Annotated in this window: 23 protein-coding genes; 6 read left to right on the top strand and 17 right to left on the bottom strand. The window is 71.1% G+C overall.

Annotation, left to right across the window (positions count from 1 at the left end):
• Positions 1-19: 19 nt before the first annotated feature.
• The 5 genes from OG254_RS14140 to OG254_RS14120 form a co-directional block, all read right to left on the bottom strand.
• Complete coding sequence (locus OG254_RS14140) at positions 20-1,039, bottom strand: SDR family oxidoreductase (RefSeq protein ID WP_405581365.1); 1,020 nt, start codon at positions 1,037-1,039, stop codon at positions 20-22.
• Positions 1,040-1,115: 76 nt separating this feature from the next.
• Positions 1,116-1,667, bottom strand: coding sequence for a winged helix-turn-helix domain-containing protein (locus OG254_RS14135; protein ID WP_405581362.1), 552 nt, complete (start codon positions 1,665-1,667; stop codon positions 1,116-1,118).
• A 421-nt stretch (positions 1,668-2,088) separates the two neighbouring features.
• Positions 2,089-3,120 (bottom strand): glutamine synthetase, encoded by a 1,032-nt coding sequence (gene glnII, locus OG254_RS14130; protein WP_405581358.1) that lies wholly within the window; start codon positions 3,118-3,120, stop codon positions 2,089-2,091.
• A 252-nt stretch (positions 3,121-3,372) separates the two neighbouring features.
• A complete protein-coding gene (locus OG254_RS14125; protein ID WP_405581355.1) occupies positions 3,373-4,068 on the bottom strand; it encodes a hypothetical protein in 696 nt (231 codons plus the stop codon).
• A 118-nt stretch (positions 4,069-4,186) separates the two neighbouring features.
• On the bottom strand, positions 4,187-4,552 hold the full coding sequence (locus tag OG254_RS14120) for an arsenate reductase family protein (protein ID WP_351198790.1): 366 nt from the start codon (positions 4,550-4,552) through the stop codon (positions 4,187-4,189).
• A 222-nt stretch (positions 4,553-4,774) separates the two neighbouring features.
• Here OG254_RS14120 and OG254_RS14115 point away from each other — a divergent pair, with 222 nt between their 5' ends.
• Entirely contained in the window at positions 4,775-5,101 is a 327-nt protein-coding gene (locus OG254_RS14115; protein ID WP_351198792.1) for a hypothetical protein, read from the top strand.
• A 69-nt stretch (positions 5,102-5,170) separates the two neighbouring features.
• Here the strand turns inward: OG254_RS14115 and OG254_RS14110 are convergent, their stop codons facing one another.
• On the bottom strand, positions 5,171-6,361 hold the full coding sequence (locus OG254_RS14110; RefSeq protein WP_405581351.1) for a winged helix DNA-binding domain-containing protein: 1,191 nt from the start codon (positions 6,359-6,361) through the stop codon (positions 5,171-5,173).
• Positions 6,362-6,640: 279 nt separating this feature from the next.
• Between OG254_RS14110 and OG254_RS14105 the strand changes: the two genes are divergently transcribed.
• Complete coding sequence (locus OG254_RS14105) at positions 6,641-7,990, top strand: DUF2252 domain-containing protein (RefSeq protein ID WP_405581349.1); 1,350 nt, start codon at positions 6,641-6,643, stop codon at positions 7,988-7,990.
• Between the two features lie 33 nt (positions 7,991-8,023).
• On the opposite strand, the gene OG254_RS14100 is transcribed toward OG254_RS14105, so the two are convergent.
• On the bottom strand, positions 8,024-9,679 hold the full coding sequence (locus OG254_RS14100) for an alpha/beta fold hydrolase (RefSeq protein WP_405581347.1): 1,656 nt from the start codon (positions 9,677-9,679) through the stop codon (positions 8,024-8,026).
• Positions 9,680-9,920: 241 nt separating this feature from the next.
• Between OG254_RS14100 and OG254_RS14095 the strand changes: the two genes are divergently transcribed.
• Positions 9,921-10,232: a hypothetical protein gene (locus OG254_RS14095; protein WP_351198800.1), complete on the top strand. Its 312-nt coding sequence runs from the start codon at positions 9,921-9,923 to the stop codon at positions 10,230-10,232.
• Between the two features lie 39 nt (positions 10,233-10,271).
• Here OG254_RS14095 and OG254_RS14090 read toward each other — a convergent pair whose 3' ends face one another.
• From OG254_RS14090 to glnA, 4 genes are all read right to left on the bottom strand, one after another.
• A complete protein-coding gene (locus OG254_RS14090; RefSeq protein WP_405581344.1) occupies positions 10,272-10,874 on the bottom strand; it encodes a hypothetical protein in 603 nt (200 codons plus the stop codon).
• 1 nt (position 10,875) lies between these two features.
• The gene (gene htpX / locus OG254_RS14085; protein WP_405581342.1) at positions 10,876-11,793 is read right to left on the bottom strand and encodes a zinc metalloprotease HtpX; all 918 of its coding nucleotides are present in this window, start codon (positions 11,791-11,793) and stop codon (positions 10,876-10,878) included.
• Between the two features lie 129 nt (positions 11,794-11,922).
• Positions 11,923-12,192 (bottom strand): hypothetical protein, encoded by a 270-nt coding sequence (locus tag OG254_RS14080; RefSeq protein ID WP_405581339.1) that lies wholly within the window; start codon positions 12,190-12,192, stop codon positions 11,923-11,925.
• Between the two features lie 108 nt (positions 12,193-12,300).
• Positions 12,301-13,710, bottom strand: coding sequence for a type I glutamate--ammonia ligase (gene glnA, locus OG254_RS14075; protein WP_405581337.1), 1,410 nt, complete (start codon positions 13,708-13,710; stop codon positions 12,301-12,303).
• A 198-nt stretch (positions 13,711-13,908) separates the two neighbouring features.
• Between glnA and OG254_RS14070 the strand changes: the two genes are divergently transcribed.
• Positions 13,909-14,376 carry an RDD family protein gene (locus tag OG254_RS14070; RefSeq protein ID WP_351198816.1) on the top strand — a complete coding sequence of 156 codons (468 nt, stop codon included), beginning with the start codon at positions 13,909-13,911 and terminating at the stop codon, positions 14,374-14,376.
• Positions 14,377-14,442: 66 nt separating this feature from the next.
• Here the strand turns inward: OG254_RS14070 and OG254_RS14065 are convergent, their stop codons facing one another.
• The 4 genes from OG254_RS14065 to lipB form a co-directional block, all read right to left on the bottom strand.
• Positions 14,443-15,144 (bottom strand): DUF4191 domain-containing protein, encoded by a 702-nt coding sequence (locus OG254_RS14065; RefSeq protein ID WP_147996415.1) that lies wholly within the window; start codon positions 15,142-15,144, stop codon positions 14,443-14,445.
• A 91-nt stretch (positions 15,145-15,235) separates the two neighbouring features.
• Complete coding sequence (locus tag OG254_RS14060; RefSeq protein ID WP_351198818.1) at positions 15,236-15,436, bottom strand: hypothetical protein; 201 nt, start codon at positions 15,434-15,436, stop codon at positions 15,236-15,238.
• 256 nt (positions 15,437-15,692) lie between these two features.
• The gene (gene lipA, locus OG254_RS14055) at positions 15,693-16,658 is read right to left on the bottom strand and encodes a lipoyl synthase (protein ID WP_405581333.1); all 966 of its coding nucleotides are present in this window, start codon (positions 16,656-16,658) and stop codon (positions 15,693-15,695) included.
• Positions 16,659-16,752: 94 nt separating this feature from the next.
• Positions 16,753-17,553: a lipoyl(octanoyl) transferase LipB gene (lipB, locus tag OG254_RS14050; protein WP_405581331.1), complete on the bottom strand. Its 801-nt coding sequence runs from the start codon at positions 17,551-17,553 to the stop codon at positions 16,753-16,755.
• Positions 17,554-17,834: 281 nt separating this feature from the next.
• On the opposite strand from lipB, the gene OG254_RS14045 reads away from it, so the two are divergent.
• The gene (locus OG254_RS14045; RefSeq protein ID WP_405581329.1) at positions 17,835-19,274 is read left to right on the top strand and encodes a regulator; all 1,440 of its coding nucleotides are present in this window, start codon (positions 17,835-17,837) and stop codon (positions 19,272-19,274) included.
• 131 nt (positions 19,275-19,405) lie between these two features.
• Here the strand turns inward: OG254_RS14045 and OG254_RS14040 are convergent, their stop codons facing one another.
• Positions 19,406-20,782, bottom strand: a complete 1,377-nt coding sequence (locus tag OG254_RS14040) for an NAD(P)/FAD-dependent oxidoreductase (RefSeq protein WP_147996420.1) — start codon at positions 20,780-20,782, stop codon at positions 19,406-19,408.
• A gap of 169 nt (positions 20,783-20,951) precedes the next feature.
• Positions 20,952-21,857, bottom strand: a complete 906-nt coding sequence (locus OG254_RS14035; RefSeq protein WP_405581326.1) for a TIGR01777 family oxidoreductase — start codon at positions 21,855-21,857, stop codon at positions 20,952-20,954.
• A 71-nt stretch (positions 21,858-21,928) separates the two neighbouring features.
• Here OG254_RS14035 and OG254_RS14030 point away from each other — a divergent pair, with 71 nt between their 5' ends.
• The gene (locus OG254_RS14030; protein WP_405581323.1) at positions 21,929-22,429 is read left to right on the top strand and encodes a GNAT family N-acetyltransferase; all 501 of its coding nucleotides are present in this window, start codon (positions 21,929-21,931) and stop codon (positions 22,427-22,429) included.
• The last annotated feature ends 44 nt before the right edge of the window (positions 22,430-22,473 follow it).

Genomic DNA, 22,473 nt, shown 5'->3' with positions numbered 1-22,473 from the left:
ACGGGGCCGAACCCCCGGATCAGGAGGTGGTGCCAGATACACCCCCCTGGGCTGCCAGCACCTTCGCCTCCACCTCGGGATCGAGGCCCTTCGAGGTCCGGTCCGGCCGCAGGGGCGCAGCGCCGCCGATGTCCTGGAGCCACCGCCAGGTGTCGGCGACGGTCTCCTCGACGGGCCGGCAGCGCAGCCCGGTCGCGAGCGCCCGGGACACGTCCGCACTGTGCAGAGCGTCGTGCATGTCGGTGCCCGGCGGCACCCACACCGGCAGCTGCGTCCACGGCTCGATGCCCGCGTCCAGGATCACCTCGGGCTCGGTCCACCGGAGTTCGGCCGCGGAGCCGGTGGTCCGTACACAGGCGTCGAGCAGGGTGCCCATGGTGGCGAGCCCCTGCGGCCCGATCAGGGTGTACGGCCCGCTGAGCTCCCGCTCCACGGCACCGAGGATCCACTCCGCGAGGTCACGGACATCGATGTACTGAAGCGGCAGGTCCCGTGGCCCCGGCGCCAGCACCGGCCCCCCACGTGCCATCCGGCTCAGCCACCAGGGCAGCCTGCCGACATTCTCGTACGGCCCGAGGATCAGCCCCGCCCGCACGAGCACCGAGTGCTCCGCCCCGAAGGCCTCCACGGCGGCCAGCTCGCCGCCCCGCTTGTCGCGTGCGTAGTCGGTCTGCCCCGCACCGGCCTCGGCGCCCTCGACCAGCGGCGCGTCCTCGGTGTACCCGGCGGGCGGCGCCCACTCGTACACCGAGCAGCTCGACACATACGCATACCGCCCGGCGCGGCCCCGCAGCAGCCGCGCCGAGTCCAGCACCGCGCGGGGCGCCGCCGACCAGGTGTCCACGACGGCGTCCCACTCACCCGCCTCCAGGGCGGCGAGCCCGTCGGGCGAGGTGCGGTCCCCGTGCAGCGACCGCACCCCGGCCGGGGGCTCGTGCCGCCCCCGGTGGAAGACGGTCACGTCCCAGCCGCGCCCGAGGGCCGCCTCCACGACGGCCCGCCCCGCGAACTCCGTACCACCCAGCATCAGAAGCCTCATGCCGTCGACTCTGCACGGTGCCGGTGAGGGACGGAACAGGACTCTGCCGTCAGCAGAAGGTTTTCAACGGGTGAGGTCAGCGCCCGGCCGGCGGGGCGTACTTGTACCCCACCCGACGCACCGTCCGGATGGTGTCCCGGTGCTCGGTGCCCAGCTTGCGGCGCAGCCGGGCGATGTGGACGTCGACGGTACGGCCGTCCCCCACATGCCCGTAGCCCCACACCGTGGTGACCAGCTGGTCGCGGGAGTGCACGCGGTGGGGGTTGGCCACCAGGTGGGCGAGCAGCTCGAACTCCAGGTAGGTGAGGTCGAGTTCACGCCCGTCGACCGCGGCGGCGCGCCGCACGGAGTCGACCCGGACGAGCGGGTCGCCGTCGGTCTCGACGGCCGCCGCGACCGGCGGCTGCCGGTCGGCCGGGACGAGCACCAGGTAGCCGATCATGGGCGGCTGCCCCGGCAGGGTGGGCAGGGAGTGCTGGGGAGCGGGCAGCCAGGTGGCGCCCGGCGGCAGGAGGTCCGCGACGTCGATCACCTCGTCCCGGTCCACGGCGCGCAGATGATGCCGTGCGCCGTTGGACGAAGGAGAGTTGAGCGTGGCGGCGGGGGAGAGAGAACGAGTGGTCGCCATGAGAGGTCAGCTCTTTCGCGCGAGAGGTCCGTCGTGGGAGAGGAACGTCGTTCGCGCTGGCCGAAGGCCGGGGTGACGGCTTTAGAGGGCCCGCGCGTTCACCGCGCGGCAACACACCCGGTCGAAGTCGTGGTGCTGACGGGAAGGCCAGAAGGGCTCGAGGTCATGGCGACCTGTCGCGGCGTACTTCTGGATGCTGGCCATGCCCCCATTGAAGCAGACACCCGCCCGGGAGGGGACCCTTCGTCTCATCCCTCCAGCCGTTTTTCCCAGGTCAACGGTGTGACGATGATCGCTCTCCCCGCAGCCCCGTCCCACTGTGTGGACGGCCCGGCGCCACCGAGCACAACGCGGCAGGCGCACGGCGAAGGGGGCGCCCACCGTGACGGTGGACGCCCCCTTCAAAGGAGCCCTGGGCGGATCAGACCTGGCCGGCCTTCTCCAGCGCGGAGCAGCAGGTGTCGACGATCAGCCGCGTCACGACGTACGGGTCGACGTTGGCGTTCGGACGGCGGTCCTCGATGTAGCCCTTGCCGTCCTTCTCGACCTGCCACGGGATACGCACCGAGGCGCCGCGGTTGGAGACGCCGTAGGAGTACTCGTTCCACGGGGCGGTCTCGTGCAGACCGGTCAGGCGGTCGTCGATGCCGGCGCCGTAGTTCTTGACGTGGTCGAGCGGCTTGGAGCCCTCGCCGAGCGACTCGCAGGCGGTGATGATCGCGTCGTAGCCCTCGCGCATCGCCTTGGTGGAGAAGTTGGTGTGCGCGCCGGCGCCGTTCCAGTCGCCCTTGACCGGCTTCGGGTCGAGGGTGGCGGCCACGCCGAAGTCCTCCGCGGTGCGGTAGAGCAGCCAGCGGGCGACCCACATGTGGTCGGAGACCTCCAGCGGGGAGACCGGGCCGACCTGGAACTCCCACTGACCGGGCATGACCTCGGCGTTGATGCCGGAGATGGCGAGACCCGCCGCGAGGCAGTTGTCCAGGTGCGCCTCGACGACCTCACGGCCGAAGATCTCGTCGGCGCCGACACCGCAGTAGTAGCCGCCCTGCGGGGCCGGGAAGCCGCCCTTGGGGAAGCCGAGCGGGTAGCCGTCCTGGAAGAACGTGTACTCCTGCTCGATACCGAAGATCGGCTCCTGGGAGGCGAACTTCTCGGCGACCTCGGTGAGCGCGGCACGGGTGTTGGACTCGTGCGGCGTCATGTCGATGTTGAGGACCTCGCACAGGACGAGGACGTCGTCGCCACCGCGGATCGGGTCGGGACAGGTGAAGACCGGCTTGAGGACACGGTCCGAGGCGTGGCCCTCGGCCTGGTTCGTGGAGGACCCGTCGAAGCCCCAGATCGGCAGCGCGTCCAGACCGGCGGGCTCACCCGTGATGATCTTCGTCTTGGAACGCAGCTTGGCCGTCGGCTCGGTGCCGTCGATCCAGATGTACTCAGCCTTGAAGGTCACGGGCCACATCCTTCGGGGGTGGGTCTAGGCGCACTTGCGGGTGCTGCGGCGCTGCGGCACGTCACGCGCCGCATTTGATGCCCGCGAGCCTGTCAACAGGCGATTTCCCGGTCATTGCTCCAATGTGAACCCCGTGTTACCTGGTGTTCCTGTAACGCGACTCACGTGGTGAGCACCGACGTACGCGGGCCCTGCCACTCGTGGCCGCGAGTGGCAGGGCCCATGACACGTACGAGGTTGGTGCCCCGAACCTCACCCCACCTTCTCGATCACCGCACGCCGGATCAGGAACTTGCCGGGCTCGCGCACCTGCTCGAAAGCCGCGTTGTTGAGCAGCGCACAGCTGCCGGAGACCGAGGTGACCTCGACCGTCGTGGACTTGTTGTTGTCCAGGTTGGTGACCTTCAGCTTGGTGCCGGCCGGGAACTGGTTGCTGGACGCGGCCGGAGCCCCGCCCTCGCCGGAGAGCGTGACGGTGGACCCGTTGCACACCTGCTGCCCGGAGGCCGCGCCGCCACCGCCGGCGTTCCCCGCGTTGCCGGTGTTCCCCGCGTTCTCGTTGCCCGCGTTCCCGGCACCCGTGTTTCCGGCACCCGCCGCGGGAGCGCTCGGCTGTGCGGCCTGGGAGTCCTGAGCCGACTCCCCGGCAACGCAACCGGATGCTTCCTGCTGGACCTTGATCTGCGCGATGACCGCCTCGCGGTTGGCGATCCGGGCCGCGGACTGGGCGTCGGGACTGGCCTTCTGCCCGTCGATGAACTTCTGGTTGTTACCGAGAGCGGTGGCCAGTCCCTGGCAAACGGTCGAATCCGCGGCGGACTTGACCGTCGGCGTCTGCGAGGCGTTCGAGGTGCTCGCCATGACGAAGGCACCGCCGCCCGCCACCGTCGCCGCACTGACCAGCAGGGCGAGCTTCTTCTTCGTGCTGAGAGTTCTCCTACGCGACATGCGCGCCTCCTGGGGGGTAGGGGAACGTACGCCGCTATGTACGAGATACCGAACGGTGTTACTCAGCGGTTGCCGGAGTCACTGAAGTAACGTGCGTCACACTGCATCTGACGGGCTCTCAGCTCTTGCGGGACAGGGCGTCCTGCACGGCCTCGTCCGTGCGCCCGACGACGGCGCTGCCGTCGTCCGCGGTGATGATCGGCCGCTGGATCAGCTTCGGGTGCTCGGCCAGCGCCTTCACCCACCGGTCCCGTGAACTGTCGTCCCGCGCCCACTCCTTGAGCCCGAGCTCCTTGGCGACGGCCTCCTGGGTCCGGGTGATGTCCCACGGTTCCAGCCCCAGCCGGTCGAGAACCTCCCGGATCTCGTCCTCGCTCGGGACGTCCTCCAGGTAGCGGCGGACGGTGTAGTCGGCGCCCTCGGCGTCGAGCAGTGTGAGGGCGCTACGGCACTTGGAACAGGCCGGATTGATCCAGATCTCCATACGGCTCACGGTATCCCGTGCTCCCGGTGTTCGAATTCTCTACCGCCTCTCACGTACCTGCCGGATCCGGTGTGACACGGTGACAGTTCCGTTGCTGACCTGGGGATTTCAGGGGTGCCTCGGGTTCCCCCGATGTCAGTGGCGGGCAGTAAACTGTAAGCAGTGTTCGAGAGCGTCGCCGGGGCATCCGGCCGGCGCTCTGACCGCGACAGGAGGATGCCTGTGCCCGCTGCCGCACTGAAGCCGAAGCCGATCCGTAAGCCACGTCCCACCCAGTCCACCGCCAAGCACCCGGTGCTGCTCGACCTGCCGTACGCGCCGGTGGAGAAGCGGCCGCTGCCGCCGGGCCGCCCTCGCGAGTGGTACATCACCCACAACCGCCGTCTGAAGGCCATGCGCCTGGCGATAGCGCTCCTCGACTCGGGCGTCCATATGCCGAACCAGGCGGGCAACGAGACGATCAGGAGCGCCGCGGAGACGATCGGCGTCCACCCGCCGTCGGAGACGACGTGCCACATGGTCCGGGCGTTCATGAGGTATTCGAGGTAGGCCCGGCCGCCGGGTGCGCTCCGTCGTCGAGCGCGCCCGGCGTCCGCGTGGCCCCACCGAAAACTTCCCTCACTTCGAGAGCTCTTTCTCCAGCGGCGTCCGGAACCGAGGCGTCACCCGGGCCGCCCCGACCCACCCCCGCAACCGCTCCGCCTCCACCGCGACGGCCGCCTCCACTGCATGCCGCTCGGCGCCCCCGAGGTCCTCCAGCAGCCGCCAGACGATCTCGCCGTCCCCGCGCTGGGCCCACCCGCCGACCACGCGGCCGTTCCACCACACCGTCGGGCCCACGTTGCCGCTCCCGTCGAACAGGGACGGCCGCAGCTCCGGCGCGAGGTACCAGTCCCGCTGCTGCCACCCCATCGCCGTGGGGTCGAGCCCGGGCAGCAGCGCCGCCCACGGCTCCGCGGGGCCGGCGACAGGATCGACGTCGCCCTCGACGACGTGCCCCGTCCCCTCGTCCAGGGACACGGCCTGCGCCCCGATCGCCGCCAGCGCCCGCCGGACCTCCGTCACCCGCCACCCCGTCCACCACTTCAGGTCGGCCTCGGTCGCGGGCCCGCACGCCGCGAGCCAGTGCCGCAGCAGCTCCGCCTGCGCCCCGGCCACATCCAGCTCGGGATGCTCGGGCGCCACCGCCCACCGGAACTGCGAGGACGTCCAGGAGCCCAGCGGCCGGCCGCGCACGACCTTGCCCTCGACGCCCAGCACCCGCAGCAGCCGCGTCGAGACGGTGTGCACGCCCTCGTAGCTCTTCCCGGGCGCGTACACGAACTGCTCGCGCAACCGCGGTTCGTCCGCGGCGAGTTCGGCCGCCGTCGCCTGCCCGCGCCGGGCCAGCGCGGCCAGCGCCGACTCCTCGACCTCCGTCAGCCAGGCCGCGTCGGGGGCGCCCGCCATGGCCATGGCTTTGACCAGCGAGGCCCGCTCCCGGGCGGCGACCGCGAGGCCCGTGGAGGCGTGCACCACGGCGGTCAGCTCGGTGGGGAAGACGAACACGGTGTGCCGCATGCCGTGCATCCGCACCAGCGCCCGGTCCTCGTACAGCGCCCGCTCGGTCTGCGCGACGGTCTTCCCGGGCTCGGCCAGCCGTGCGCCCACGGCCAGGTACACGGTCGCCGGATCGGTGCCGTGCAGCGCGACCAGCGACTCGGCGACCTCGGCCGGCTCCTGCGCCCGCGTCGCCCCGGCCAGCCGGTGCCGCAGCCCCAGCCGGGCCCGCCGCTCGGCCACCCCGATGTACCGCACCCCGTCACCCATCCCGGCCTCCACCCGTCACACCGTCGCGCGTCATCCCCCGCACACCACTGCCCGCATTTTCCCCGACCCCACTGACAACGGCCCCGGCCCGCCCGAGCGCGCCGCCCCGTCACCCGAACCGCCTGCCCGACATGCGCGCAGGTCACCAGCCGTCTTCACTACGATCAGGAGGTGACGGACCTCCTCCCCAACAGAACACGTGGCAGCGGGAGGTGCGATGGGCATGTTCGGCGCACGACAGTCGCAGCACACGTCGGTCCGACACCGGGCCGTCGTCTCATGACGAGCCCGACCACTCCCGCCGACCGGTTCCTGCGCGGCAAGGCCGCCCGCAAGCGCGCACCCCGTTCCGCGCACGCCGCCTGGATCCCGTCCGTCGACCGGCCCGACCCCGTCGCCATACTGGAGCGCCAAGGCCGCGACCGGCTGCCGGAGCTGCTGCCGATCAGGTACGGGCGGATGGCGGGATCCCCGTCCGCCTTCCTGCGCGGCGGCGCCGCCGTGATGGCCGCCGACCTCGCCGCCGCCCCGCACACCGGCCTCACCGTGCAGCTGTGCGGCGACGCCCACCTGCTCAACTTCGGGCTGTACGCCTCGCCGGAGCGGGCCCTGCTCTTCGACCTCAACGACTTCGACGAGACGTTCCCCGGCCCCTTCGAGTGGGACGTCAAACGGCTCGCCACCTCGGTCGCCGTCGCGGCCCGCGAGAACGGCCACCGGGAGCCCGACGTCGCCCGCGCGGCCCGGGAGGCCGTCGCCGAGTACCGCATCGCGATGCGCGGGCTGGCCCGGCGCGGCGAGCTCGACGTCTGGTACATGCGCATCGACGCCGAGCAGTTGTTGCCGCTGGTCCGCTCCACCCGCCGGCACCACCGGGTCGCGGCCAGCCTCGGCCGCGCACGCCGCCGCACCAGCCTGCGCGCGTTCGGCAAGCTGACCGAGACCGTCGACGGGCGCCGGCGCATCATCCACGACCCGCCGCTCCTCGAACGCGCCGGCACCTCCGACATGGCCGCCCTGCGCAAGATCTTCAGCGACTACCGCTCGACGCTCTCCGAGGAGCGCCGGCTGCTCCTGGACCGCTACCGCTTCGTCGACGCCGCCCGCAAGGTCGTCGGCGTCGGCAGCGTCGGCCTGCGCTGCTTCATCGTGCTGCTCGCCGGGCGCGACGCCGGCGACCCGCTGTTCCTCCAGATCAAGGAGGCCCGGCAGTCCGTACTGGAGGAACATCTGCCGAGCGGGCCGTACCTCCACCCCGGCCATCGCGTCGTCGCGGGGCAGCGGCTGCTGCAGGCCGCCGGTGACATCTTCCTGGGCTGGATGTCGGGGCCGCAGGGGCGCGCGTTCTACTGGCGCCAGCTGCGCGACATGAAGGGCTCGGCGGACGTGGCCGGCATGGGCCCGGACGACCTGTGCGCCTACGCCCGGCTGTGCGGCACCGCCCTCGCCCGGGCCCACGCCCGCTCCGGCGACCGCATCGCCATCGCCGGCTACCTCGGCGGCGCCGACACCTTCGACCGCGCGGTCGCCGACTTCGCGCTGGCCTACGCCGACCAGAACGCGGGCGACCACACGACCCTGAGCGCGGCGGTCGAGGCGGGCGTGGTCAGAGCCGTACCCGGCGCCTGACCGCCGTCCGGCCGACGGCTCTCCGTGGTGTGGTCAGCCGTACGACTCCATCAGCGCGCCCACGTACGCAGTCAGCCGTTCGCCCAGCACCTGGGGCGTCAGGTCCGTCCGGCCCAGCTCACGCCACGGGCCCGCCAGCTTCGCGGCGTCGGGGGAGTAGGCCAGGGCGTCGATCAGCCGCCAGTACAGGTGGTCGCCGCCGTCGGCGAGCCGGCGCCCGCCGTGCGCCTCGTACCGCTCCCGGAAGCCGAGCCCGTGCTCCGGCCCGTGCAGCAGTGCGAGCGCGGTCGAGCAGTGGGCGACGTCGAGGTCGGCCGGGCCCCACGAGGTCTCCACCCAGTCGACGACCCCGCTGATCCGCAGCTCCGCGCCACCGCCGCTGAACAGCACGTTCCCCGGGTGGAAGTCCCGGTGCAGAAAGCACCCCTCGTACGCGGGAGGCTCCCGCCGGATCACGTCCACGGCCCGCTCCCACAGCGCGCCGCCGGGCCCGCGCACCTGCTCCGGGGACGTCCATGCCTGGTACGGGCGCGGGCGCTCGTCCGGTACGACCCGGTGGATCGCTGCGAGTTGGGCGGCCAGCAGATCCAGGCGCCGGTCCAGCGCCTCCTCATTCTCCTCGTCCACCCGCACCCGGCCCGGCAGCAGGGACATCAGCAACGAGGGGTGCTCGCAGTGCTCGGCGGAGGCGTCGACGGCGATCAACCCGGGCGCGGGGACGCTCTCCTCGGCGGCGAGCAGGGTGAGGACCGACGCCTCCCGGGTCAGCAGACCCGGTGCGTGCCTGCGGAAGAAGGGCTTCACGAAGGTGCGCAGCGCGAGCCCGGTGCCGTCGTCGAGGGTGAGCCGCCGCATCTGTGAGCTCCAGCCGCCCCGCGCGAAGGCGGTGCCGGCGACGGTGCGCCCCTGCGGAAGCTGCTTGGCCAGCCATGCCCGGGTCGCCGTCCATCCCCCGTCGCCGAGCCCGGCCAGGACGGCCGTCACGAAGTCCCGCCGGTCCTCGGCGTGCCCCTCGAACCACAACCCCAGCATGTGCTCCGCGCCGGGCACGTCGAACCGTGTGAACTGCGCGTGCGCGGCCAGGGCGTCCTGTACCGCCTCCGTCACCTCCGGCGGGATGATCGCGTCCGTCTCCGGCACCGCGAGCACCGCCCGCCCCGCGTACGCCCGCAGCACCTCCAGCGCCGGCGCCGCACGCCAGCCGTCCGGCCTGCGGATGATCTCGCTGAACCGTCCGTCCCCTTCTCCGAACGGCACGTCCCACGCCTCCTCGGCGTACACGGCAGGCGCGCACAGCCCCACCGCCGCCACGCGCTCCCCGTAGTGCGCGACGAGATCCGTCACCGTCTGCCCGCTCATGCTGAACCCGACGAGGATCAGCGGGCCGTCCGCCGCCACACGGGCGTCGATGACCGCGACCGCCTGCTCGAAACGCCGGCGCAGGCTCAACTCCCGCAGCTCGCCGGTGCTCTCGCCGTGCCCCGAGAAGTCGAAGGCGAGCCCGTGGCAGCCGCGGGACACGAACTCGGCGAGCATCGGGAGCAGCCGCTCCTTGCTGCCGTTGCCCGCGCCGTGCAGCAGCACCACGGTGGCCGTACCAGGGCCGTCGGCGCCGCCGCCGTACACCCCGCTGAGCAGTTCGTCGTCGTGCGCGTGCGTGAAGGAGGAGAGCCCGGTCATGTGCCCCATTCATTCACACCGGGCACCGGCCGAACTCCCGCCCCCGGAAAAGGAGATGCACACCGAGTGACCGCCTCCCTACCCTGGACATGCGTAACGGAGCTGTTCACGCCGCTTCTCGCAGGGAAGGCGTCACCCTGCGGACTCGGGGCTACTCTCTACGCACCGACGGACGGTCGCCCATCCCCCAGCGCCCCGTCGGGGCACGCACACACCGCTCAGAATCGACCCACGCCCACGGAGGCCCGTGATGGGCACCATCGTCATGTCCGGGACCGTCGTCCTGGTGATCCTAGGATTCGGAAACCACGTCTACTGGCTGTTCGCAGTCGCTGTGCTCTTCCTCTACCTGCAGTACGGCCGGAGCTCCTCCGCGCCGAGCGGCGGACCCGGGGGAGGGGCCGGCGCGGGGGCCGGCGGAGGCGCTTCGTCCGGAGGCTCGATGCCCTCGGACTACCGCGCCTACCGCGACCGCCGCGACATGCAGGCCAAGTGGGAGCGCCGCTACCGCCGCGAGCGCCCCATGGAGTCCCGCCGTCAGGAGCGCGAGAAGAGCAAGTGAGACCACCTCTGGTGGTAACCCGAGGCGGGGTGCCCCCGGTCACAGGCCGGGGGCACCCCAGACCGGGAACCAGCGGCTCAGGTCCTGCTCGATCTGCAGGTCGTTCGCCAGCACGGCCTTGACGCGCAGCTCCAGCGGGTTGTCGCGCCGCTGTGCCGTGCCGGGCAGCGGCGCGAAGGGGTAGAAGGTGCCGCGCTTGTAGAGGTAGACGAGCGCGAGGCGGCGCCCATGACCGTCCCGCTCGGCCCCCTCGATCTCGAACCCCACCAGCGAGCACAGCAGCTGCGGCCCGAACCCGTTGACCTCCATCGCGCTGTTCACCGCGTGCAGATCGTTGACCAGCTCCGGCAGCTGATCGGGCGAGCGCTCGGAGACCAGCCACGAGTAGCCGTAGTCGTCCCGCGTCAGCCGCACCGGCCTGCCCGCACGGTCGGAGTCCGCGTCCAGCAGGGCCTGGACCTCGCGGTGCGTCTGCTCGAAGGCCGCGCCCTCGACCGTGGCGAAGCACACCGCCCCGCTCCCCGTCGGCCGGAGCCCGGCCGCCGCCTCCAGCGTCACCGCCGCCGACGGCAGCCCGAAGAGCCGGTCGAGATCGGGTACGACCGGCTTCGTACGGCCCAGCAGGATGTCCAGCAGCCCCATCTCACGCCCCTCCGGGAGCCGCGGCCTCGCCCAGTTCGGCGGAGATCCGCCCCAGCTGGTCGATCCGCTGCTCCAGGCTCGGGTGGGTGGAGAAGAGCTGCGCGATGCCGGGGTCACGGCCCAGCGCCGGCGTGAAGTAGAAGGCGTTGAAGGCCTGCGCCGTCCGCAGGTCCTTGGACGGGATGCGGGCGATGTCGCCGGTGACCTTGGTCAGCGCGGACGCCAGCGCCGAGGGACGCCCGGTGAGCAGCGCCGCGGCCCGGTCGGCGGCCAGCTCGCGGTACCGGGACAGGGCCCGGATCAGCAGGAAGCTGATCGCGTACACGGCCGCCGACACCCCGAGCACGATGGCGAAGATCGCGGCGGTGTTCTGGTCCCTGCGCCCGCCGCCGAACAGCTGCGAGTAGAAGGCGAACCGCACGATCAGCCCCGCGATCACCCCGAGGAACGACGCGACGGTGATCACGGCGACGTCCTTGTGCGCCACGTGCGACAGCTCGTGCGCGAGCACACCCTCCAGCTCGTCCGGCTCCAGCCGCCGCAGCAGCCCCGTGGTCACACAGACCACGGCGTGATCGGGATTGCGCCCGGTCGCGAACGCGTTCGGCATCTCCATGTCCGACACGGCGACGACGGGCTTCGGCATGTCGGCGAGGGTGCACAGCCGGTCGACGACCCCGTGCAGCTCGGGATACTCCTCCCGCTCCACGACCCGCCCGCGCATCGCGAACAGCGCGACCCGGTCGGAGAACCAGTACTGCGCCCCCAGCAGCCCGGCCGCCACGACCACCACCAGCACCCAGGACTTCAGCAGCACGATCAACGCGACGACGAAGCCCACATACAACAACCCGAGCAGAAACAGCGTGACCCCCATACGCGCGGTCAACCGCCGGTCACTCCGGAAGCGGCTCTGCATCTTGCACCACCCCGCACTCAGGCACTCGTCCCACTGCCCAGTGTGCACCCGGTGACCCCCATGAACGGGTCGTGATCGGCCCTAGGGGCCGCAAAGGCCCGGGAGTGGAGTGCGGGACCGGCGGACCGTCTAGTAGCCCGCGCGGAAGTTGATGTAGCCCAGCAAGACGATCAACCCGGCGACGCAGCCCAGCACGACGGCCGTGGACACCCAGCCCGACCGGCGCTGCCGCCGTGCCACATGATCGGGCTCGCCCCGGAACGGCACCGGACCGGGCGGGTTCTCCTTCCAGCGGGCGGCGAGCATCCGGGCCCGTGCCGAGGGCTCCTTGTGCTCGGCGTTGTCCGCCCACTTCAGGTCGAACTCGCGCTCCTGGTCGTCCTGTTCACGCTCCGGCATCCCGGTACACCCCCGTGTCGTGTCAGGGGCAGAATAGAACATACGCCCGCGCCCCCGCTGTCGGTACGACAGCGGGGGCGCGGGCGCGATGTCTCGGTCAGGCGCCGATCACACGTCGAAGTACAGCTCGAACTCGTGCGGGTGCGGACGCAGCTGCAGCGGGGCGATCTCGTTCGCGCGCTTGAAGTCGATCCACGTCTCGATCAGGTCCGGCGTGAAGACGTCGCCCTGGAGGAGGAACTCGTGGTCCGACTCCAGACGGTCCAGGACGGCCGGGAGCGAGGTCGGGACCTGCGCGACGCCCGCGTGCTCCTCGGGAGCCAGCTCGTAGAGGTCCTTGTCGATCGGCTCGGCCGGCTCGATCTTGTTCTTGATGCCGTCCAGGCCCGCCAGCAGCAGGGCCGAGAAGGCCAGGTACGGGTTGCCGGAGGAGTCGGGCGCGCGGAACTCGACGCGCTTGGCCTTCGGGTTCGAACCCGTGATCGGGATACGCATCGCGGCCGAGCGGTTGCGCTGCGAGTACACCAGGTTGATCGGCGCCTCGAAGCCCGGCACCAGACGGTGGTAGGAGTTCACCGTCGGGTTGGTGAAGGCGAGCAGCGACGGGGCGTGCTTGAGGATGCCGCCGATGTAGAAGCGGGCGGTGTCCGACAGGCCCGCGTAACCGGCCTCGTCGTAGAAGAGCGGGGAGCCGCCCGACCACAGCGACGAGTGGATGTGCATGCCCGAGCCGTTGTCACCGAAGATCGGCTTCGGCATGAAGGTCGCGGTCTTGCCGTTGCGCCAGGCGACGTTCTTCACGATGTACTTGAAGAGCTGGAGGTCGTCGGCCGCGGCGAGCAGCGTGTTGAACTTGTAGTTGATCTCGGCCTGGCCGGCGGTGCCCACCTCGTGGTGCTGGCGCTCGACCTGGAGGCCGGACGCGGCCAGCTCCAGGGAGATCTCCGCACGCAGGTCGGCGAAGTGGTCGACCGGCGGGGTCGGGAAGTAACCGCCCTTGTAGCGGACCTTGTAACCGCGGTTGTCCTCCAGCGCGCCCGTGTTCCAGGCACCCGCCTCGGAGTCGATGTGGTAGTACGCCTCGTTCTCGGCGGTCTTGAAGCGCACGCTGTCGAAGACGTAGAACTCGGCCTCGGGGCCGAAGTACGCGGTGTCGGCGATACCGGTGGAGGCGAGGTAGGCCTCGGCCTTCTTCGCCACGTTCCGCGGGTCACGGGAGTACTGCTCGCCCGTGATCGGGTCGTGGATGAAGAAGTTGATGTTGACGGTCTTGTCGCGACGGAACGGGTCGACGCGCGCGGTGGAAAGGTCGGCACGCAGCGCCATGTCGGACTCGTGGATGGCCTGGAAGCCGCGGATCGAGGAGCCGTCGAACGCGAGCTCCTCGGCCGGGTCGAAGGCCGTGGCAGGGATCGTGAAGTGCTGCATCACGCCCGGCAGGTCGCAGAACCGGACGTCGATGAACTTGACGTCCTCGTCCGCGATGTACTTCTTGGCCTCGTCGGCGTTCTGGAACATCCAGCTCCTCCTACTCCCGACCCGTCGTGCCGGGGTGGTAGTTCGTTCGTGCGGCCAGTGCGGTGGCACACGCTGACCTCGACCCTAGGGACGGGTGATTTCTCGGGCGTGACCCGTTTGTTTCGCACACGTTAACCGGACATCCCACACCTCACCCCTCCTGTCCACATCCAAAAACGGGCACAGTACCGTGGTCGCGTGGACAAGAGGCAAGCAATCGGATCCTGGCTCTCGGGCCCCCGCGCGGCCGCCGAGGACGCGGGTGTCGACTTCGGATACCGGGGTCAGCAGCTCGGCCTTCCGGAGGAGGGTCCGGGTTCCATCGCCCGCCCGGGACGGCGGCTCGGAGCACTCGCCGTCGACTGGGGCCTCAGCATCTTGATCGCATACGGTCTCATCACCGACGGCTACGGCCAGGCGACCAGCAACTGGGCCCTGCTCCTGTTCTTCGTCATGAGCCTGCTGACCGTCGGCACGGTCGGCTTCACCCCGGGCAAGCGCCTCTTCGGCCTGCGCGTGGTCTCCCTGGACACCGGCACGGTCAACCCGCTGCGCGCCCTGGTGCGCACGGCCCTGCTGTGCGTCGCCGTCCCGGCCCTGATCTGGGACCGCGACGGCCGCGGCCTGCACGACCGGCTGGCCCGGACCGTGGAAGTGCGCGTCTGACGGACGTACGACGAACGAAGGGGGCGCCCGGTTGAACCGGGCGCCCCCTTTCTCGTACGAGGGGAGTCAGCGGGCCTTCGGCCCGCCCTTCGGCAACTTCATGCCCTTGGGCATCGGGCCCTTGGGCATCGGCATGTTGCTCATCAGGTCACCCATGGCCCGCAGCCGGTCGTTGGTGGCGGTCACCTGGGGGCCGGTCAGCACGCGGGGGAGCTTCAGCATGGTGGTGCGCACCTTCTTCAGCTCCACCTGGCCCTCGCCCGTGCCGACGAGGATGTCGTGCACCGGCACGTCCGCCACGATGCGGTTCATCTTCTTCTTCTCGGCGGCCAGCAGGGTCTTCACCCGGTTCGGGTTGCCCTCGGCGACCAGGACGATGCCGGCCTTGCCGACGGCCCGGTGGACCACGTCCTGGCTGCGGTTCATCGCCACCGCGGGCGTCGTCGTCCAGCCTCGGCCGATGTTGTCCAGCACGGCCGCGGCAGCGCCCGGCTGGCCCTCCATCTGCCCGAAGGCCGCCCGCTCGGCCCGGCGCCCGAACACGATCGCCGACGCGAGGAAGGCGAGCAGCAGGCCCAGGATGCCGAGATAGATGGGGTGACCGATCAAGAAACCGATCGCGAGGAAGACACCGAAGGTGACGATTCCGACTGCCGCGAGTACAAGACCGATCTTCTTGTCGGCCCTGCGGGTCATCTTGTAGGTCAGAGCGATCTGCTTCAGTCGCCCGGGATTCGCAGCGTCCGCTGCAGGTTCCTTCCTCGCCATGCCACGAAGTCTACGTGGCCCCACAAGCGCCGACGACGGCAGTGTCGGGCGCAGCCCCCTACGGGACGGGAGGAAGGACTCCGGGGACGCTTCAGGGGCGGGGTGCGACGGCCTGGTCCAGGACGCGCTGCGCCTCGACCCGGTCCTTGGCGCGGCGACGGTCCTCCAGGACGGAGGTCCAGGCGTTGCGACGGGCGGTGCGCTGGCCGCTGCTCATGAGCAGCGATTCGACGGCACGCAGTGCAGTCGTGAACGACGGGATGGCGGTGGCGCGAACGGGCGCGGCCTGCATGGTGGAGGTCCCCCCTCGGGATGGCGGCTTTGGTGAGTGGTGCACGGGGTGTACAACCAGCGTCACTGATTGGTGTTACCAGGGCGTGACCGACCGGTCAAACACCAATGAAGCCTTAATACGCCGTCCGAAAACCTTGACGCGGCCCTGATGACGTCCCTATCTGCGGGGACGTCCAGGACCGCGTCAATCGGCTTCCGCCGAGGGGCAGTTGCTTGTGCGCAGATTCACATGCGCCGAGTGGCACTCCGTGCCATCAGACGGCCTGAGAAGCGACGTAGGAACCGCGCTTCTCGACGGCCATCTGGTACAGCCGGCCCGCGCGGTAGGAGGACCGCACCAGCGGACCGGACATCACGCCGGAGAAGCCGATCTGCTCGGCCTCCTCCTTCAGCTCCACGAACTCGTGCGGCTTGACCCAGCGCTCCACGGGGTGGTGGCGCACGCTCGGGCGCAGGTACTGCGTGATGGTGACCAGCTCGCAGCCCGCGTCGTGCAGCTGCTGGAGCGCCTCGCTGATCTCCTCGCGGGTCTCGCCCATGCCGAGGATCAGGTTGGACTTGGTGACCAGGCCGTAGTCGCGGGCCTCGGTGATGACCTTCAGGGAGCGCTCGTAGCGGAAGCCGGGGCGGATCCGCTTGAAGATCCGGGGCACCGTCTCGACGTTGTGCGCGAAGACCTCGGGGCGGGAGGCGAAGACCTCCTGGAGCAGCTCCGGGACGGCGTTGAAGTCGGGGGCGAGCAGCTCGACCTTGGTGCGGCCGGCCTCGCGGGAGGCGGTCTGCTCGTGGATCTGGCGCACGGTCTCGGCGTACAGCCAGGCGCCGCCGTCCTCCAGGTCGTCGCGGGCGACGCCGGTGATGGTGGCGTAGTTCAGGTCCATGGTGACCACGGACTCGCCGACGCGGCGCGGCTCGTCGCGGTCGAGCGCCTCGGGCTTGCCGGTGTCGATCTGGCAGAAGTCGCAGCGCCGGGTGCACTGGTCGCCGCCGATGAGGAAGGTCGCCTCGCGGTCCTCCCAGCACTCGTAGATGTTAGGGCAGCCGGCTTCCTGGCAGACCGTGTGCAGGCCCTCGCTCTTCACGAGGCTCTGCATCTTCGTGTACTCGGGGCCCATTTTCGCCCGGGTCTTGATCCACTCGGGCTTGCGCTCGATGGGGGTCTGGGCGTTGCGGACCTCCAGGCGCAGCATCTTGCGTCCGTCGGGTGAGACTGCGGACACGACCGGCTCCCTAGCGATTGATTCTTCGGCGCCCTCAAGGGTACGCCCGTGGATTTGAATGCCTGCGTGGGTGTCAGCCCCTCCACGGGCTCGTTTATGCCGCCGGTTCCCGCTCGATCTCCCGCGGCTTCAGCTCGGCGTTCTCCAGTACGTCCGTCAGGTGCCGCTCGATGACCGGCAGCACCTCGTCGATCGTGACGTCCCGGCCGAGCTCGGCGGCCAGTGAGGCGACTCCCGCGTCCCGGATCCCGCACGGGATGATCCGGTCGAACCACTTGTTGTCCGGGTTCACGTTCAGCGCGAAGCCGTGCATGGTCACGCCCTTGGCGACCCGGATCCCGATCGCCGCGATCTTGCGGTCCTCGCGCCGCTGGCCGGCGTTCGAAGGCGCGTACTCGGGGCCGTTCAGCCGCGGGTCGAACTCCTCGTCGGTGAGCCGGGGGTCGAAGTCCAGGGCAAGACCGCCGATTGCGGGGCGCTGCTCGACCGGGTCCCCGAGGACCCACACGCCGCTGCGGCCCTCGATACGGGTCGTCTCCAGACCGAACTCCGCACAGGTGCGGATCAGGGCCTCCTCCAGCCGCCGTACGTGCGCCACGACGTCCACCGGGCGCGGGAGCTTCTGGATCGGGTAGCCGACCAGCTGGCCCGGGCCGTGCCAGGTGATCTTGCCGCCGCGGTCCACGTCGATGACCGGCGTGCCGTCCAGGGGCCGCTCGTTGACCGCCGTGCGCCGGCCGGCCGTATACACCGGCGGGTGTTCGAGCAGCAGGACCGTGTCGGGGATCGCGTCCTCGAACCGCGCCGCGTGCACCCGGCGCTGCTCGTCCCACGCCTGCTGGTACTCGACGGCATCCGCGCCGAATCCCACGCGGACGAACCGCAACTCACTCACGGCAAGCGCCTCCCTGGAAGAGCCCAGAACGTCGTAAGGCACAAAGAGTGCCTACGCCACTGTACGACCGGCCCGTTCGAGTACGACCCCGTGGCCCGCGTCAGCCCGGTAGGGCAATCCTCACACGATCGGATGAATGGGTGCCGGAATGTGCGATCGGCTGCTTACTCTCCGCTACATTCGCGCCGTTCGAGAGGCCAAAATGGCTGCTCACCGGCAATCCGGGCACTCGATGGCCGTATGGCTCTTCGAGGCCCGAAAGGCAGGAGACCGCACCGCAGATGACGGAACGACCCGCGCAGCGCACTCCCAACCGCCAGCTCGCCGCGCTCATTGCAGAAGCGGGATTCTCCAACGCGGGTCTCGCCCGCCGGGTGGACCAGCTCGGCCTCGAACACGGGCTTGATCTCAGATACGACAAGACATCGGTCACTCGCTGGCTGCGCGGACAGCAGCCGCGCGGCACGACCCCGGCCCTCATCGCCGAGGTCTTCACCCGTCGCCTGGGCCGCAGGCTCACCGCCCAGGACCTGGGCCTCGACGCGTGCGCGCCCGTGTACGCGGGGCTGGAGTTCGCCGCGACCCCCGAGGAGGCCGTCGACATCGTCAGCGGCCTGTGGCGCAAGGACTCCGGCAGCCATGCCGAACTGCGCAAGATCGCCTTCACCCCCGCCGGACTCGTCGTGCCCAGCCGGGACTGGCTCATCGGGCGCGCCGACGAGAAGGTCGCCCGCGGCGAGCCGCTCGCCCGCATCCCGGCCCAGGGCCGGCCGGCAGCTGTGCCCCGCCAGCGCACCCAGGCCGAGCGCGGACCCGGCCAGAAGGTCACCGGCGGCGACATCTCCGCGCTGCGCTCGGTCGGCGAGCTGTTCCGCTCCCTCGACGACATGTACGGCGGCGGCCACGCCCGCCAGGCACTCGTCCGCTACCTGGAGCACGAGTGCGAGCCGATGCTGCGCGGCACCTACGGCGAGCAGACCGGCCGGCGCCTGTTCGCGGCCGCCGCCGACCTGACCAGGCTCGCGGGCTGGACGTCGTACGACATCGCGGCGCACGGGCTCGCACAGCGCTACTTCGTGCAGTCGCTGCGCCTCGCACAGGCCGCCGGGGACCGGCCGTACGGCTCCTACGTCCTCGTCACGATGAGCTGCCAGGCCGTCTACCTCGGGCACGGCCGTGAGGCCGTCCAGCTGGCGCGGGTGGCCCAGCAGGGCGTGGGCACGAGCGCGCCGGCGGTCGTCCAGGCCCTGCTGCACGCATGCGAGGCGCGTGGGCACGGGGTCCTGGGCGAGGTACGTGCGTGCACGGCCTCGCTGGTGCGGGCCGAGCGCGCCCTCGAAGCGGCCCGGCCCGGCGACGACGTCCCGTACTGGGCGCGCTTCTTCGACGAGGCGCAGCTCGCCGACGAGTTCGGGCACTGTCACCGGGATCTGCAGCAGTTCCGTGCGGCGGCGCAGCATGCCGAGCGCTCGCTGCAGTTGCGTGCGCCCGCGTATGCCCGTAGCCGACTGTTCTGCCGCGTTGTGCTTGCCACTGCCCGGCTCGGTCTGGGTGAACTCGATCAGGCGTGTGCGCTCGGTGCGGAGGCCGCGGGCGCTGCCGCGGAGATGCGGTCGGTGCGGGCGGTCGAGTATGTCCGGGACTTCGAGCGGCGGTTGGAGCCGTATCGGGATGCGGCGCCTGTGCGGGGGTATCGCGACAAGGTCGCGGCTTTCGGGTAGGGGTCTCGCCGTGACTCCGAGCGGTGTTCTGCCATCCGCGGCTTCGTCGTGGCTGGTCGCGCCCACGCGGCGGAGCCGCATATTGACACAGCCCCGCGCCCCTGAAGGGGCGCGGGGGTTGCCCGGCGTTTTCAGGCCGCCGCTCGTAACGGTTCCGCCCTGTGCAGTGAGCCCGCGGCTCCCAGGTCCGTCAGGATCGCCGCTGACGCTCGGTGGGCCGAGTGGAGGGCTCCCTGGACCGTGCTGGTGTCGCGGTGGTCGCCGCAGACGTACAGGCCCGCCAGGAGGCGTACCGGACGGCGCAGGTCGTGGGGTGGGCGCATGGCCGGGACGGCCTCCGGGGTGTGCTGCACCGCGAGCGTCTCCCAGCGGGCCGTGGAGGTGCCGTAGAGGCGGGAGAGGTGCATCCGTACGGCCGTGTCGATGTCGGGGGGCGGGGTGCCCAGGACCGTTGAGGAGATGAGGGCCCGGCCTTCCGGTGCGCGGCTCGGGTCGACCTGGCTGATCACCGCCGTGTGCGCCACCGGGCCGCCCCGGTCGGCGTCCAGCAGGAGGGAGGCGCCGGTTGTCGGCGGCTCGTCCGTCGTGTGGTGGACGACCGTCACCGGGTGGAAGTCGGGTACGCGCAGGCCCGGCAGGAGTTCGGCGGCGGTCCGTGCGTCCGTCGCCAGCAGGACGGCACGGCACCGTATCTCGCCGTGCTCGGCGGTGGTCACGGACGTCGTGGCGATCGACGTGACCCGCACCCCGGTGTGCACCGTGCCCGGCGGCAGCGCCCGTGCGAGCAGCTCCGGGAGGGCCTCGGCGCCGCCCTCGGGCACGCACAGCCGCCCGCTCGCGAAGGCGCGCAGCGCGAGGTCCGCGCACCGGCTGGACGTCGTCAGCTCGGGGTCGCAGAGGAGTGCGGCCAGCAGGGGGCGCAGGAAGCCGTCGACCGTGCGGGCGGGAACGCCGCGCTCCGCGAGGGCCTGCGCGGCCGGCAACTCGGGGCGGGCCAGCAGCCGTTCGACGGGCGAGGAGGCGAGCCGGGCGAGCGCGGCGCCGAGCCGGGCCTGGTCGACGGCGGTACCGAGGGGGGCACCCGCCCGCACCCTCGGTACGGTCCCCGGCACACCTCGTCCGGACGCCGCCCGAGGGGCGCTCGCCAGGGCGCGCACCGCGTGCAGTGCGCCCCTTGCGCGCCTTGCGCCCATCGCGCTCGGCACCGCGCCCGCGCGCTGCCGGCGTCCGTCGCTGTGCAGCAGCACGCCCGGGGCGAACGGGCGCAGCGCGAGTGCGTCGAGTCCTGGGGTCAGACGTAGTTCCGGGTAAGACGTCGACAGGAGTTGCCCGATCCGGTCGAGTCGGAACCCGTCGACCTTCTCGGTCGACATGCGGCCGCCCGGACAAGGGGCGGCCTCCAGGACTGCGGTGGTTACTCCTGCGCTGGTCAGGCGATGTGCCGCGGAGAGTCCGGCGACCCCGGCTCCCACGATGACGACGTCCGCCTGGTACGCGGGCTCAAGCACGTGCCCCTCCTCGAGGTTGCGCGGCCGGTGGAGACGTGATGCCCCCAACAGGCTCCGGGGATACCCGAGTTCGGCACGAGGTTAGGGCTGTGATCGGTCAGGAACAGTCGCGCATCGACAGAGCACGGTCGCACGGCGGTCGCATACGAACGCCGCGCGTGACGGGTCGCTACCCGGCGGCCGCCCGGATCGCCCCCTCGATCTCCGGGAACGCGAAGGTGAACCCCGACTCCAGCAACCGCTTCGGCAGCACCCGCTGACTGCCCAGCACATCCCCCGCCATCTCGCCGAGCACGGTCCGCAGCACGGGTGCGGGCACCGCGAACAGCGTCGGCCGGCGCAGCACGCGGCCCATGGCCTCGGTGATCTCACGGTTCGTCAGCGGCTGCGGCGCGGTCACGTTGAACGGCCCCGACAGCCCGTCGGTGTCCATGAGATGCCGGATCGCGGCCACCTCGTCATGCAGCGAGACGAACGACCAGTACTGCCGCCCGTCGCCCATCCGCCCGCCGAGCCCCGCCTTGAACAGCGGGAACAGCCGTCCCCAGGCCCCGCCCTCGCGGGCCACCACCAACCCCGTGCGCGGGAACACCGTCCGTACGCCCGACTCCTGGGCCGGGGCCGCCGCGGCCTCCCACTCGACGCACATCGAGGGCAGGAAGCCCTCCCCGGCCGGGGCACTCTCGTCGACCGCGCGCTCGCCGGTCTCGCCGTAGTAGCCGATCGCGCTGCCGTTGACGAAGACCCGAGGCCGCTCGTCGGGCGCGAGCGACGCCATCGCCTCGGCGAGCGCCGTCGTGCCCAGCACCCGCCCGGACCGCAGCTGCGCCTTGTACGCCTCCGTCCAGCGGCGCGAACCCACGTTCGCCCCGGCCAGGTTGACCACGGCCGCGCACCCGGCCAGCCCCGCCGCGTCCACGGACTTGCCCTCGGGATCCCACCGCACCTCGTCCCTGGACCGGGGCGCACGGCGCACCAGCCGCACCACCTCGTGCCCGTCCGCGACCAGGGAGCGCACCAGGGCGCCGCCGATGAGGCCGGAGGCTCCGGCCACCGCGATCCTTGAATGTTCCATGAGTTCCATCCTGCCCGTGACCACATAAAACCCTGGTTGGCATACCTTCCCCCGGACGTAGGGTGGCGCTCATGACCGCGCACCACCAGTCGCCGTACATACGCACAGCCCTGCCCGACGACGAGGAGGAGCTGTCCCTCCTGGACCGCAGCACCTGGTCGCATCTGCACGCGGTCGCACCGCAACCGGTGCCGCCCTACTCGCCGTTCTTCGACGAGCGCCATGCCCCCGGTGACCATCTCGTCGCCGAACTCGACCGCCGTATCGTCGGCTATGTCCGCCTCGGTTTCTCCACTCCGCTGGCCGCCAACGCGCACGTCCGCCAGATCCAGGGCTTCGCCGTCGCCGACGAGGCCCGTGGCCGCGGTGTGGGCCGGGCGCTGATCCGCGCGGTCGTGGAGGAGGCCCGACGCAGGGGAGCGCGGCGACTGACGCTGCGCGTCCTCGGGCACAACACGCCGGCGCGCAGGCTGTACGAGTCCGAGGGGTTCGTGGTCGAGGGCGTGCTGCCGGGGGAGTTCTATCTGGCGGGGCAGTTCGTGGATGACGTGATCATGGGGCGGGGGCTGTGAGGGTCGGCGAGCAGTGCGTTCTGCCGAGGTGCTTCACGAGTTGC

Origin of the sequence: Streptomyces sp. NBC_01092, assembly GCF_045039535.1 — a bacterium.
Taxonomy (GTDB): domain Bacteria; phylum Actinomycetota; class Actinomycetes; order Streptomycetales; family Streptomycetaceae; genus Streptomyces.
Note: the sequence above shows the minus strand (reverse complement) of the source record. Positions and strands in the feature narration are given on the sequence as shown.